Origin of the sequence: Curtobacterium sp. B8 (assembly GCF_000333315.1) — a bacterium.
Lineage (GTDB): Bacteria > Actinomycetota > Actinomycetes > Actinomycetales > Microbacteriaceae > Curtobacterium > Curtobacterium luteum.
The window spans coordinates 1-13610 of the sequence record NZ_BACW01000026.1 but is presented as its reverse complement, the minus strand read 5'-3'; the positions used below and the strand labels follow the sequence as shown (position 1 = coordinate 13610).

Genomic DNA, 13610 nt, shown 5'->3' with positions numbered 1-13610 from the left:
CGTCGCGGTCTCCGCTGACGGGTCCCTGCCGGCCCTGCTCGCGATTTGGGGCACGTTCCTCTTCGGGCTGACCTACCTCTACGTCGGCCTCGACGCGCTCGCCGGCCTCGGGTCGACCGGGCTCGGCTGGTTCTGCGGTCTGGTCGCAGCCGTCGCGGTCGTCTTCGCCGTGACGAACGCCACCGTCGACCCCGTGCTCGCCGTCCTGTGGGCGACGTGGGCGGGACTCTGGTCGCTGTTCTTCGTGCTGCTGGCGCTCGGCCGACCGATCGGCCGCTCCACGGCGTGGGCGCTCGTGCTCGCGAGCCAGACGACGACGACCGTGCCGGCGCTGCTCGGCCTCGCGGGCCGGTGGCCGAGCGGGACCGGGTGGACCGTCGGCGCTCTCCTCGTCGCAGCGCTCGTCTTCGTCGGCGCCGCCGTCCTCGCACGCCGCCCACGGCAGCAGGAACCCGCGTCGACCACCCCGGCCGTCGTCACCCCCGCACCCACCGCCACCGCCTGACCGGAGGAACCACCGTGACCACCACCGCCACCCCCGACACCGTCGTCGACTACGAGGCCCTCGCGGGTCGGTTCCGGCCGATCTTCGACCGGATCGCCGCCGGCGCGAGCGCCCGCGAGCAGGAGCACCGCCTGCCCCACGACGAGATCCGCGAACTCGCGGCCGCCGGCTTCGGTGCCGTCCGGGTCCCCGTGGCCTTCGGCGGCGCCGGCGCGACGCTGCCCCAGCTGTTCCGGCTGCTCACCGAGCTGGCCGCCGCCGACAGCAACATCCCGCAGGCGCTCCGTGGCCACTTCGCCCTCGTCGAGGACCGCCTCGTCGGCCGCTCCGGGGAACGCGACGCCTGGCTCGAGCGCTTCGGGCGCGGCGAGATCGCGGGCAACTCCTGGACCGAGGTCGGGGCCGTGCAGATCGGCGATGTCATCACGAAGGTGACCCCGCAGCCCGACGGCACCTTCCGCATCACCGGCCAGAAGTACTACTCGACCGGCAGCATCTTCGCGGACTGGATCGACACCTACGCCGAGCGCACCGACACCGGCGAGCGGGTCATCGCCATCGTCGACGCACACCAGCCCGGGGTCACGCACGGCGACGACTGGGACGGCTTCGGGCAGCGCACCACCGGCTCCGGCACGAGCACCTTCACCGACGCCGTCGTGCAGGCCGACGCGGTCATCCCGTTCGACGACCGGTTCAAGTACCAGACCGCCTACTACCAGGCGGTGCTCCTCACGGTCCTCGCCGGATCGGTCCTCGCCGCCGAACGCGAGATCGCCCTGCAGGTCCGGAACCGCAACCGGGTCTTCTCGCACGGCAACGCCGACACGTTCGCGGCGGACCCGCAGATCCTGCAGGTCGTCGGTGAGGTCTCCGCGGCCGGGTTCGCAGCGGCGGCCATCGTGGACCGTGCCGCCGAGGCGCTGCAGTCCGCGTACGAGGGCGCCGCGCTCGACGAGGCCGAGGACGAGCGCCGCAACGACCGCGCCGAACTCGCGACCGCGCAGGCACAGGTCGCGCTCACGTCGCTCGCGACGACGGCGACGTCGCACCTCTTCGACGCGCTCGCCGCGTCCGGCGTGAGCACGACGAAGAACCTCGACCGGCACTGGCGCAACGCCCGGACCGCGGGCAGCCACAACCCGTGGGTCTTCAGGCGCGCATCATCGGCGACCACGCCGTCAACGGCGTCGAACCGCCGCGCGTCTGGGCGATCGGCGCGACCCGCCGCGCCTGAGCCGCGGACGGAGCGAACGGGAAGGCCGGAATCACCGCCGCCGGTCGGCGCACGGTGATCCGGGCCTGGCGTCCGTCGTCACGCGCCGCCCCACCAGCGTCCGCCAGGGGGTGCCGTCAGAGCCGGGTCACTTCCGTCGCGGCCTCGCGCACGGCGCGCACGGCATCGTGCACGAACGGGCCGAGTGCAGCCCCCGCCTGAGCGGTCGTCCACACCGTGAACCCGTCCCAGTACGCCCGGATGCTCGTCTCCGCGAGCAGTGCGGCGCGGGGGCCGGGGACGCCCCGTCCGCGCAGCGCGACCTCGAGGGTCTCCGTGACGACGAACCGCTTGTACACGTACCGCTCCCGGAGTGCCTCGTGCGCTCGCGTCAACGCGGTGATCGCGGCACCGATGTCCTGTTGTTCCGGGGTGTGGGCGGCGGTCAAGGCATCGAGCACCGCGTCGACCACGGCCAGGTCGGTCAGGTCCGCAGGGGCGTCGCGGACGACACGACGGATGGTCTCGAGCGTCGCGGCCTGACCCTGGAACAGGATCTCCCGCTTGTCCGGGAATTGCCGGAACAGCGTCGCCTTCGTCAGGCCGGCGCGTTCGGCGATCTGCGCGGCGGTCGTCGCGTCGTAGCCCTGCTCGGCGAAGAGGTCCAGCGCTGCGCGGAGGAGTCGACCTCGCGGATCCGGTTGCCATCGTGCCACGCCCTCATGCTAACCGATGCGACTCGGTCTCATCAGGTGTACGGTGACGATACCAAGTCTCATGGACAGGAGTCATCATGCAGGTCTTCGTCACCGGCGCTTCCGGATGGATCGGCCGTGCCCTCACCGCGGACCTCGTCGCCCACGGGCACGAGGTCGTCGGACTCGCCCGGTCGGATGCCTCCGCGGACCGCATCCGCGCGGTCGGGGGTGAGGCCGTCCTGGGCGACGTGGCCGACCACGACCTGGTCGTCGAGCACGCTCGTCGTGCCGACGCGGTCGCGCACCTGGCGTTCACGCTCGACTTCGACGAGTTCGAGGCGACCATCGACAACGAGGTCGCGCTGTCGGCTCGCCTGGGTGCGGCCCTCGCCGGCAGTGGGACGGCCGTCTTCGCGGCGTCCGGCACGCCGACGAACGCGGACGGGATTGCGACCGAGGCCGACGCGCTCGACCCGGACGGACCAGCCGGTGCCAGGGCCCGCACGACGACCGCTGTCCTCGCGCTCGCGGAGCAGGGCGTGCGGGCCGGCATCGTCCGGATGCCGCGGACGGTCCACGGCGCAGGGGACCGCAACGGGCTGATCGCGTCACTCGTGCAGCTCGACCGCCAGCTCGGGGTCGCCGCGTACGTCGGCGAGGGCGCGAACCGGTGGCCGGCGGTGCACGTCACCGACGCCGCACGCCTGTTCCGGCTCGCACTGGAATCGGCTCCAGCGGGTTCCGTCCTGCACGCGGTCGCGGAGGAGGGCGTCCCGATGCGGGCCGTTGCCGAGTCGATCGCTCGCCGGACCGGCCTGCCGCCGGCAGCGGTCGACCCGTCCACCCTCGGGGTCTTCGGCGCGCTGCTGGGCGGTGACCAGCCGGCATCGAGCGCGCGGACGCGCGCCCTGGTCGGGTGGGAACCGACCGGGCCCACGCTCATCAGCGACCTCGACGCCGGCCACTACACGGCGACTGCCTGACGGCCGGCGGAACGGACGCCAGGCCCGGATCACCGCCGCCGGTCGGCGCACGGTGATCCGGGCCTGGCGTCCGTGATCACGCGCCGCGGCGCGTGCCGACGGCGTGCAGCTGGCCGGTCACCGTCGGTCCGCGGAGGCGGTGGTCCGCGCGGTGGTGGTCCGGTCGGGGTCGACGATCGTGCGGACGGCCTCGGTCGAGATGCGCTCGTCGGCCGGGGACCCCGCGGCCTCGGGCGCCGACCCGGCCCCCGGTGCGCCGTGGCCGTCGGCGGACATCGTGCGCTCGTCGAACGGCACCGCACCCGAGAGCACCCGCTCCACCTGCTGCTTGTCGATCTGCCGCGTCCACGTGCCGACGAGCACCGTGGCGACGGCGTTGCCGGTGAAGTTGGTCAGGGCACGCGCCTCGGACATGAACCGGTCGATGCCGACGATGAGCCCCACGCCGTTCACCAGGTCCGGGCGGTGCGCCTGCAGACCGCCGGCGAGGGTCGCGAGCCCTGCTCCGGTGACCCCGGCAGCGCCCTTCGACGCGATGATCATGAAGACCAGGAGCGAGATCTGCTCGGGGAGGTTCAGCGGCGTGCCGAGGGCGTTCGCGATGAAGAGCGACGACATCGTCAGGTAGATGGCCGTGCCGTCGAGGTTGAACGAGTACCCGGTCGGCACCGTGACGCCGACGACGGGCTTCGACACCCCGAGGTGCTCCATCTTCGCGATGAGGCGCGGCAGACTGACCTCGCTGGACGAGGTCGAGACGATGAGCAGGTACTCGCGGCCGAGGTACTTCATGAGCCGGAAGATGTTGATGCCCGTGACGACCCGCAGCAGGACGCCGAGCACCCCGACGACGAACACGATGCAGGTGATGTAGAAGGCGACCATCAGCGTGCCCAGGGCGACGAGCGCGGCGACGCCGGTCGCACCGACCACGGCGGCGATGGCTCCGAACGCACCGATCGGCGCGGCCCACATCACCATCGCGAGGATGCGGAACACGAGCGCCTGGAGGTGCCGGATGCCGGTGAGGATCGGCGCACCCTTCTCTCCCATCGCCTGCAGCGCGAAGCCGACGAGCAGGGCGACGAAGAGCGTCTGCAGGATGCTGCCGCTCGTCAGCGACGACACGAGCGTCGCGGGGATGATGCCGAGCAGGAAGCCCGAGGTCGACGACGCGTCCTCCTCGGAGCCGGCGGGCAGCTCGTACGTCGCCTTCGACATGTCGAGGTGGTCGCCGGGGTGGATCAGGTTGCCCACGACGAGGCCGATCGCGAGCGCGAACGTCGACATCGCGATGAAGTACCCGAGGGCCAGACCGCCGACCTTGCCGACGGTGGCCGCCTTCGCGATCGACCCGACACCGAGCACGATCGTGCAGAAGATCACCGGCGCGATCATCATCTTGATGAGGGCGATGAAGCCGTCGCCGATCGGCTTCAGCCCCACCGCGAAGGCCGGGGCCGCGAGTCCGACCACGATGCCGGCCGCGACCGCGGCGATGACGGCGATGTAGAGCCAGTGCGAACGGTCCAGACCGCGACGCCGCACGGGGCGGGTGTTGGACGGGTGCGTCGATGCCATGAGACTTCCTTGTCGTCAGGACCGGTGCGTCGTCGCTCCGGTCGGCTCGTCCTGTTCGGAGACGCAGCCACCCTCGCGCGGGACGGCCGCGCACGTCGACTTGTGTTCATTGCGTTCACGCCGGTGCTGCGGGAACGCCCGGCGTACGCGAGGATGGGGTGTTCCCGCGACGAGGCGAGGAGGGCTGGACAGTGGCACCGAGACGGTGGAGCATCGCGACGCGCCTCTTCGCCCTGCAGCTCGTCTTCGTGGTCGTCGGCGTCGTCGTCGGCGGTGCCTGGAGCTGGGCGTCCGCCCGCGCGGACCTCGAGACGGACGCCGCGGAGAAGTCGACCGCGGTCGCCGTCTCGATCGCCCGCAACCCGTTCGTGGTCGAGCAGGCGCGCTCCGCGGACCCGTCCACACGGCTGGAGCCGTACGCCCTCGACCTGATGCGTCGGACCCACACCGACTTCATCACGATCATGGCGCCGGACCGCACCCGGTGGACCCACCCTGACCGCGCCGAGCTCGGTCGACCGTTCCGGGGCACGATCGCGCCGGCCCTCGCGGGGACCACCTTCACCGAGACGTTCGCGGGGACCCTCGGTCCGTCCGTCCGTGCCGTCACCCCGATCACCGACGACGGCGGCCGGGTCATCGGGCTGGTGGCCGCGGGCGTGACGGTCGCGAACATCTCCTCCGCCCTGCTGCCCCGGCTGGTCTCGGTCGTGCTCCTGGCGCTCGCCGTGGTCGCGGTGTCGGCGCTCTTCTCGTGGCTGCTCAGCCGGTACCTGGCCCGGGTCACCGCCGGGCGCGGGCCCGAGGAGCTCGCACGGGTGTTCGCCTCGTACGAGGGCGTGCTCCACTCCGTCCACGAGGGCCTCGTCGTCATCGACCGCTCCGGACACGTCGTGCTGCACAACGACCGCGCGGCGGAGCTGCTGCACCTGCCGGCACCGGACGAGGCCCAGGGACCGATCCCGCTCGCCGCACTGGACGTGCCCGACAACCTCCGGACGTTGCTGGCGTCGGGGGACCGAGCCGTCGACGAGACGTACGTCGCGCCCGACCGGGTGCTCGTCGTCAACCAGGAGATGGCGTTCTCCCGGGCGTCCTCCCGGCCGCTCGGCACCGTGGCGACCATCCGCGACCAGACCGAGCTGCTGCACCTGTCGGGCGAACTCGCGGCCACCCGCACGCTCACCGACGCGCTGCGCTCCCAGACCCACGAGTTCGCGAACCGCCTGCACGCGGTGGTCGCGCTCCTCGAACTGGGGCGGGTCGACGAGGCCGTCCGGTTCGCGTCCGACGAGATCGACCGTCACGCGGACACCCGGACGGCTCCCTCGCCCCGGCACCCGGGCAGCGACGACGCAGACGCAGGCGACCTCGACGCGCCGGCGCGCGCCGGCGCAGCCGCCGTCCACGCGCCGGGAACGGACACCGTCCACGCGCCGGACACCGGCACCGCACCCGAGGTGATCGCCGCCGTCCTCGATGGCAAGCGGGCACAGGCCCACGAGCGCGGTGTCACCCTGACGATCGACACCGCCGGTCTGGCCGATCCCGTCGACGCGCAGCCGAACGACGTCATCACCGTGCTCGGCAACCTGGTGGACAACGCCGTGGACGCCGCGGGTGCCGACGGCCCGGGTCGGGTCTCGGTCTCGGTGTGCTCCGCGGACGGGAGCAGCCGGTTCGTCGTGCGCGACGACGGGGCCGGCATCCCCGACGTCGAGGCCGCCTACGCGCGCGGATGGTCGACGAAGCCGTCCGGTCCGGAAGGACGGGGGATCGGCCTCGACCTCGTCCGCTCCACCGTGACGCGCCTCGGCGGCCGGGTCGGCGTCACCACCGGCCCGGACGGAAGCACCTTCGTGGTCGAGCTCGACCCCGGACGCGTCCGGACGTGAGCGGGGCGATCCGGGTCCTCATCGTCGAGGACGAGCCCCTGACCGCCGAGGCCCACGCCGCGTACGTGGCGCGCCTCGACGGCTTCACCGTCGTGGGCTCGGCCGCCACCGGGCGGGCGATGCTGGCCGCGGTCGCGGCTGAGCAGCCGGACCTCGTGCTGCTCGACCTCGACCTGCCCGACGCGCACGGGCTGCAGCTCGTCCGCGCGCTCCGCTCCGCGGGGTCCGCCGTCGACGTCATCGCGGTGACCGCCGCCCGGGACGCCCGCGGCGTGAAGAACGCGATCGCGCTCGGCATCGTGCAGTACCTCGTCAAGCCGTTCAGCTTCCGGACGTTCGCCGAACGCCTGACCACCTACCGCGAGTTCCGCCGCCGGTTCGAGGACCGCCGGACGCTGACGCAGGCCGACATCGACCAGAGCCTCGGGTCGCTGCGTCCCACCACGCCACCGGACCACGAGAAGGGCATCGCCCGCGAGACCCTGGACGCGGTCCAGCAGGTCCTGGTGCGCGCCACCGAGGCCGCCTCGGCGTCCGAGGTCGCCGAGGCGGTCGGCATCTCCCGGGTCACGGCGCGGCGCTACCTGGAGCACCTCATCGCGGCGGGGCAGGCCGGGAAGGACGTGCGGCACAGTGGTCCGGGGCGACCGGAGTACGCGTACCGCTGGTTGCGGTGACGGCGCGCGCCGTCGTGGGCTGACCGGCAGCGTCGGTCGCGGTCGTCCGGCCGGCCACGGCCGGGAGGCGCGGTGCGCGTCGGACGCGTGTCGTGCCTCCCGGCCGGGTCGCGCGGGCGACGGGGCGCTGCGCGCCACGGGGGCCGCTGTTCGGACCGTCAGCCGTGTTGCGGGGTCCACCCCAGCGCCGGGCCGAGGTGCTCGGCCATGTCGCCGATGATCTGGGCGTAGTCGTCGGGACCGAAGGAGAACGGCAGTGCGAAGGCGACCTCCGTCGCCACCTGGTAGCCGGCGTCGGCACGGAGCCGGTCGGCGATCTCCGCCGAGGTCCCGACGAGGTCCGCCGCGAAGAGCAGCCCGGCGGGACCCTGGGGCACGCCGACCCGTCCGGACCGCGCGTCGGCGTACGCGCGGTACCGCGCGACCTGCTCGGGCGTCGCGCTGTCGGTGGGGATCACGACGAGCCCCTGGGAGACGCGCGCACTCGCCGGGTCCGGGTGCGCGTCGAGGTAGGCCTCGACCTGCGCCCGCTGGTTCGTCGCGAAGTCCGTGCCGACCTCGCTGCGCGTGACGCTCGAGGTGAGCAGGTGGAAGCCGTGCTCCGCCGCCCACACGGCCGACCGCGTGCTGCCGGTGCCGTACCAGAGGCGGTCGACGAGCCCCGGGCTGTGCGGCTGGACCGAGGTCGCGAACTCCTCGATGCCACGGCGCTCGGTCGACGCGGTGACGGCGTCGCCGCGGACGAGGTCGCGGAAGCGCAGCAGTCGGGTGTCGCCGAAGTCCTCCCGATCGGCGGTGTCGGGGTAGATCGCCTCGCGGTAGAGGTCGAAGTGCATCGGCGTCCCCGAGGAGAACCCGGGCTGCAGCCGTCCGCCGAGGAGGACGTCGACGGTCCCGAGGTCCTCCGCGAGCCGGAACGGGTTCTCGGCGCCGATCGGGGTGACCGCGGTGCCGAGCGCGATCCACGAGGTCCGCTGCGAGGCGGCGGCGAGCAGCGCGACGGGCGAGGAGATGCCGTGCTGCAGGTGCCGGTGTCGCAGCCACGCGCTGTCCATCCCCAGGGACTCCGCACGCTCGATGACCCGGAGCGTCTCCTCGTGGCCGGCAGCGGGGTCGGCGGGGTCGAACGACCCGATGGTGAGGAAGCCGAGTCGTTCGAGGGGACGTCCGTCGGGGGGCATGGTCCGATGGTGGCAGACCGCACTGACACGGACCGGCTGGACGGTGTTGCCCCCCGTTCTGGGTAGACAGGTCGGTCCGTCCGCCGTTCTGCGGACCGGTAGAGTCGGCGGTGGACGAGCCGACCGGCCGACCCGAACGCCCGGGGCTCGCCACCGCGATGCCGTCCCGGCCCTCGAGTCACCCTGCTCGGGCCGGGACGGCGCCCTCGGTTCCCGCGTTCCCCGTCGGTGATCCCGTCCCGGACCGTCCACGGCGATGGCCGCCGGTCGGACCTGAACGCTTCCACGGGTAGGATCGCGCAGGTGCCGGACGGCCCCCCGCTCGGGTGGAGCAGGTCGTCGGTCACGGAAGGACGTCGCGTGCCGGACCTGCCCATCGTGTTCGAGATCGGGTCGATGGTCGTCGTCGTCGCGATCCTGCTCGCCGACCTGGTGATCGTCGCCCGGCGGTCGCACGAACCGACGATGCGGGAGTCCGGGCTCTGGGTCGGCTTCTACGTCGGCCTGGCGCTGCTGTTCGCGCTGGCGATGCTGGTGTTCGCCGGGGGCGACGCCGCCGGGCAGTTCCTCGCCGGCTGGTTGACCGAGTACAGCCTCAGCATCGACAACCTGTTCGTCTTCGTCATCATCATGGCGCGCTTCGCCGTGCCGAAGCCGATCCAGCAGGCCGTGCTCATGATGGGCATCATCATCGCGCTCGTCCTGCGCGGGGTGTTCATCCTGCTCGGGGCGCGCCTGATCGAGGACTTCTCCTGGATCTTCTACCTGTTCGGCGCGTGGCTGATCTGGACCGCGATCCAGCAGGTCCGCGAGGACCACGACGACGAGCAGCAGCAGGACTCGTTCGTCGTCCGGCTGCTGCGCCGACGCGTCCGGGTGACCGACACCTACGACGGCATCCGGCTCCGCACGCACGTCGACGGACACCGGCACTTCACGCCGATGCTCGTCGTGCTCATCGCGATCGGCACCACCGACCTGCTCTTCGCGCTCGACTCGATCCCCGCGATCTTCGGCATCACGGAGAGCGCGTTCATCGTCTTCACCGCGAACGTCTTCGCGCTCATGGGGCTCCGGCAGCTCTACTTCCTGCTCGGCGGACTGCTCGAGAAGCTGGTCTACCTCAAGTACGGCATCGCCCTGATCCTGGCGTTCATCGGCGTGAAGCTCGTCCTCCACGCCCTGCACGAGAACGAGCTGCCGTTCCTGAACGGCGGACACGGCGTCGCGTGGGCGCCGGAGATCGGGACGTGGACCTCACTCGCGGTGATCGTCGTCGCGATCGGCGGGGCCACCCTCGCGAGCGTGCTCCGGATGCGCCACCAGCCCGTCGAGCGCTGAGGCACCCGGGTCCCGGCCCGGGGTCGCCGGACGACGGAGGCCGAGGACGACGACGGCGACGAGGTTCACGGCGCTGCCCACGAGGAACCCGGTGCTGCCGGCTGCGACCCCGGTCGTCGGCGCGAGCACGGCCATGAGCACGACGCCGACGACGAACCCCGTCACCGACGCGAGTGCCACCTGTCGCGACCGTCCGGCCGCGAGCAGCAGGGCGGCGGGGACGAGCGACACCGTGAACACCCAGACGCCGAGCACGAGGAACCGCAGGTCGGCCACCGCGGCAACTCCTTCGCCGGGGTAGAACAGCGGCAGGAACCAGTCGGCGAGCAGCGCGACGAGGCCGAACAGGGCGGCCGTCGCGGCGGTGAACCCGGCCACGAACCGCCACGCGCCCGGGCTCCGCAGCGTCGACTCCTCGGCCCGGTGCGCGAACGCCGGCACGACGACCTGGGCGACGGCTTGTCCGACCATCGAGGCCGGCGTGGCCAGTGAGAACGCGGCGGCGTACACGCCTGCGTCTCGGGGTGATGCGCTCACCTGGGCGGTGATCATGGCCAGCTGCAGCAGACCGTTCGTGGTGAGGCCGGCGAGGACGTTCCAGGCGGCGAACCGCAGCACGCCCCGGGTGGGTTGCTGCCCGGCGGTCCCTGCCGTCCCGCGCGGCCAGCACGCGACCGCGAACACCGTGTAGCCGATGCCGAGCGGGAGCAGCACGACGGGCTCGGCCCGGGTCACGCACGCGAGGACGAGCAGCGCGAGCGTCAGGGTGCTCGTCAGCGCGTCCCAGACCGCCACGCGCCGTGGGCGGTCGTGGCCGAGCTGCGCGCCGCGGGCGTACACGTAGAGTCCGTAGCCGACGACGACCGACACACCACCGAGGACCGTGCCGGGGCCGTTGCCCCATGCGATCGCGACCGGGACCGTCAGCGCTGCGAGCACGACGGACGCGAGCAGCATCGAGCCGCCGAGCCGTCGGTTCACGGCGGTGTCCGACCGGCCGTTGCGCATCGCGATCGCGAGGGAGCGAGACGCCGTGTTGCCCGCGGCGGACGGCCACAGCAGGGCGGCGAAGACGGCGAGCGAGAGGAGCGCCGAGGACTGGCCGAGCGCCTCCGTGCCGAACACCCGGCCGATGACGACCGTGAGGATCAGCTTCGCGGCACCCTGGACGCCGATCCCGACGGTCGACAGCAGGGCCGCGGACGCGACCCCGGACCGCGGGCCCGGAGCGGTCGGCGGTTCGCTGCTCACGGGTACAGGAGCGTACCGGCCGACGGGTGCACCCGTCCGACGAGGGGGATCAGTGCCGACGTCGGCTGGACAGCAGTCCGCCGATGACGACGGCCGCCGCCACGCAGAAGATGATGAGCGTCGGGACGTCGAAGCCGTCCAGGTTCATGGTGTGTCCTCCAGGTCGGCTCCGACGGTAGGCCGCCGGACCTGTGGGCGACGGGTGCTTCCGAAGCGGAGCCTGAGGACTCGTGGAGCGTCGGTCGCGATGCGACCGTGGGACGGACGGGAGGGCCGCGACGGGACCGTGGGCCGGGAGGCGCGCGGCGCGACCGCGGGACGGACGGGAGGCCCGTGGCGGGTCCGCCACGGGCCTCCCGTCCGGTGCCTGGTCGCGGATCAGGGCAGGTAGTACGTCGGGTTCGGCAGCTTGACGCTCCGGTCGGCGGAGCCGCCGATGAGGTCGCTGCACTGGTCGCCGAAGTTCGCCACGACGTCGTAGTGCCCGCCGGCACGCGACTCGATGTGCGCGCGGGTCTGCGACTTGTACTCGATCGTGGTGCACTTCGCGGTCGCGCACGAGATGTACGACGGCTGCTGCGAGGCGCCCGTGCCGGTCCACTTCGTGTAGTACGTGCGGTTGCCGTCCTGCTCGGCGGCGAACTGCGGGTACCCGACCTTCTGGAGGTTCTCGATCGTGGCGGTCTGCTGCGCCTCGTTGCGGCCGGTGAGCCCGATGATCGTGCAGCCCGAGCGCTCCGCGACGGACACGAGGGAGGTCATCGACGGGGTCGCCGGGAAGCGCTCGTCCTGCACCCACTCGTCCTGGAGCGTCGGGTCGAACACGAAGTGCATGTCCGCGACCTCCATGTCGTACGTCCACAGGGTGGTGTCGTCGGCGTCGAGGACGATGGCCGGGTTGCGGTGGTGGCGCGACGCCACCGCGCACTGCGTGGCGACGATCGGCACCTGCTTCCGCACGATGGAGCGCATCTCGCGGATGTACGGGCTGTCGGCCTTGTCCGCGATCCCGGTGCCGGGGTCGCCGTAGTACGTGGCGATGGTCTTCTTGACGGAGTCGATGTTCGGGATGCCCTCGCCGCCCTGCGTCGCGCCGGAGGAGCCGTCGGCCGCCATCCGGAAGTGCGTGCGCGGTACCAGCCGGGGCTCGCTGAGCCCGGGCAGGTCAGTGGACGGCAGGAAGTACGTCGGGTTCGGGAGCTTGACCTGCTCCTCGGCGTACCCGCCCTGCAGGTCGGACCACTGGTCGCCGAGGTTGTCGACGATCGTGTAGCCGAGGTCCTGCTCGATGTGCTTCCGGGTCAGCGCCTTGTACTCGACGGTGGTGCACGAGGCCGCGGCGCACTGCACGTACGACGGCTGCTGGGACGCACCCTTGCCCGTCCACTTCGTGAAGTAGTGGTCCGAGGTGAAGCCCTGGTAGCCGACCTTCTCGAGGTTGGCGATCGTCGCGGCCTTCTGGTCGTCGTTCCGGCCGGTGAGGCCGAAGATCGTGAAGCCCATCGCCTTCGCGGTGTTCACGTACGACACCATCGCGGGCACGGCCGGGAAGCGCTGGTCCTGGACCCAGACGTCCTGCTCGGTCGGGGAGAACACGAAGTGCATGTCCGCGACCTCCATGTCGTACGTCCACAGCGTGGTGTCGTCGGCATCGAGGACGATCGCGGGCTTCTCGTGCTTCGCGACCGCGCGGCGGTACTCGCCCCGGAGCTCCTTCGTCTGCTTCGTCATGATCGACCGCATCTCGCGGATGTACGGGCTGTCGACCTTGTCCGCGATGCCGGTGCCGGGGTCGCCGTAGTACGTGGCGATCGTCTTCTTGACGGAGTCGATGTTCGGGATGCCCTCGCCGCCCTGCGTCGCACCGGAGGAGCCGTCGGCCGCCATCGTGAACGAGGTGCGCGGGGTGAGGTGGCCGTCGTGGTGGCCGTGGTCGTGCGCAGGGTGTGCGCTGGCGGAGAGGCTGCCGGTCAGGACGGAGCCGGCGACGAGCGCGGCCGTGGTCGTGGTGACGAGCACGGTGCGGCGGATCGGGAAGGGCATCGGTGTCGCTTTCGATCGGTGGAGTGGCCCTCGAAGGGGGCACGACGACGGTAGCTGGGAGAACGCCCAGAGTCCAGTACCGGGGTGGTACTGGTTGCGGACGTGGCGAGGAAGAACGACGGCCGCGGTTCGGTGCGCTGAAGCGGGCTTCAGTTCGCTTCAGCACGGGTTCAGTGCCTGCTCGCGATGGTTACGGCATCCCTTCCGGTTCGTCGGAGAACCGGTCCCGTCAGGAGGAC

General features: G+C 72.1%; 11 protein-coding genes. 6 read left to right on the top strand and 5 right to left on the bottom strand.

The window, feature by feature from the left end:
• Together I59_RS00660 and I59_RS18785 are read left to right on the top strand one after the other, a co-directional pair.
• On the top strand, positions 1 to 505 hold a 505-nt coding region (locus I59_RS00660), incomplete at its 5' end, for an AmiS/UreI family transporter (protein ID WP_022902222.1).
• A 14-nt stretch (positions 506 to 519) separates the two neighbouring features.
• Positions 520 to 1800 (top strand): acyl-CoA dehydrogenase family protein, encoded by a 1281-nt coding sequence (locus I59_RS18785; protein ID WP_261976476.1) that lies wholly within the window; start codon positions 520 to 522, stop codon positions 1798 to 1800.
• A 58-nt stretch (positions 1801 to 1858) separates the two neighbouring features.
• On the opposite strand, the gene I59_RS00650 is transcribed toward I59_RS18785, so the two are convergent.
• Positions 1859 to 2437: a TetR/AcrR family transcriptional regulator gene (locus tag I59_RS00650; protein WP_022902221.1), complete on the bottom strand. Its 579-nt coding sequence runs from the start codon at positions 2435 to 2437 to the stop codon at positions 1859 to 1861.
• Between the two features lie 77 nt (positions 2438 to 2514).
• On the opposite strand from I59_RS00650, the gene I59_RS00645 reads away from it, so the two are divergent.
• Complete coding sequence (locus I59_RS00645) at positions 2515 to 3402, top strand: NAD-dependent epimerase/dehydratase family protein (RefSeq protein WP_022902220.1); 888 nt, start codon at positions 2515 to 2517, stop codon at positions 3400 to 3402.
• 117 nt (positions 3403 to 3519) lie between these two features.
• Here I59_RS00645 and I59_RS00640 read toward each other — a convergent pair whose 3' ends face one another.
• On the bottom strand, positions 3520 to 4983 hold the full coding sequence (locus I59_RS00640) for a cation:dicarboxylate symporter family transporter (RefSeq protein ID WP_022902219.1): 1464 nt from the start codon (positions 4981 to 4983) through the stop codon (positions 3520 to 3522).
• A 191-nt stretch (positions 4984 to 5174) separates the two neighbouring features.
• Here I59_RS00640 and I59_RS00635 point away from each other — a divergent pair, with 191 nt between their 5' ends.
• Together I59_RS00635 and I59_RS00630 are read left to right on the top strand one after the other, a co-directional pair.
• Complete coding sequence (locus I59_RS00635; RefSeq protein ID WP_022902218.1) at positions 5175 to 6878, top strand: ATP-binding protein; 1704 nt, start codon at positions 5175 to 5177, stop codon at positions 6876 to 6878.
• Positions 6875 to 7555, top strand: a complete 681-nt coding sequence (locus I59_RS00630) for a response regulator (RefSeq protein WP_022902217.1) — start codon at positions 6875 to 6877, stop codon at positions 7553 to 7555. The genes I59_RS00635 and I59_RS00630 overlap by 4 nt, the downstream gene beginning before the upstream one ends.
• 158 nt (positions 7556 to 7713) lie before the next feature.
• On the opposite strand, the gene I59_RS00625 is transcribed toward I59_RS00630, so the two are convergent.
• The gene (locus tag I59_RS00625; RefSeq protein ID WP_022902216.1) at positions 7714 to 8736 is read right to left on the bottom strand and encodes an LLM class flavin-dependent oxidoreductase; all 1023 of its coding nucleotides are present in this window, start codon (positions 8734 to 8736) and stop codon (positions 7714 to 7716) included.
• A gap of 396 nt (positions 8737 to 9132) precedes the next feature.
• On the opposite strand from I59_RS00625, the gene I59_RS00620 reads away from it, so the two are divergent.
• On the top strand, positions 9133 to 10077 hold the full coding sequence (locus I59_RS00620; protein WP_042726333.1) for a TerC/Alx family metal homeostasis membrane protein: 945 nt from the start codon (positions 9133 to 9135) through the stop codon (positions 10075 to 10077).
• Here the strand turns inward: I59_RS00620 and I59_RS00615 are convergent.
• Together I59_RS00615 and I59_RS00605 are read right to left on the bottom strand one after the other, a co-directional pair.
• Positions 9994 to 11328, bottom strand: coding sequence for a lipopolysaccharide biosynthesis protein (locus tag I59_RS00615; protein WP_022902214.1), 1335 nt, complete (start codon positions 11326 to 11328; stop codon positions 9994 to 9996). The two genes, I59_RS00620 and I59_RS00615, sit on opposite strands and share 84 nt — an antisense overlap.
• Before the next feature lie 378 nt (positions 11329 to 11706).
• Positions 11707 to 13371 carry an HAD family acid phosphatase gene (locus tag I59_RS00605; protein WP_022902212.1) on the bottom strand — a complete coding sequence of 555 codons (1665 nt, stop codon included), beginning with the start codon at positions 13369 to 13371 and terminating at the stop codon, positions 11707 to 11709.
• Positions 13372 to 13610: the final 239 nt, after the last annotated feature.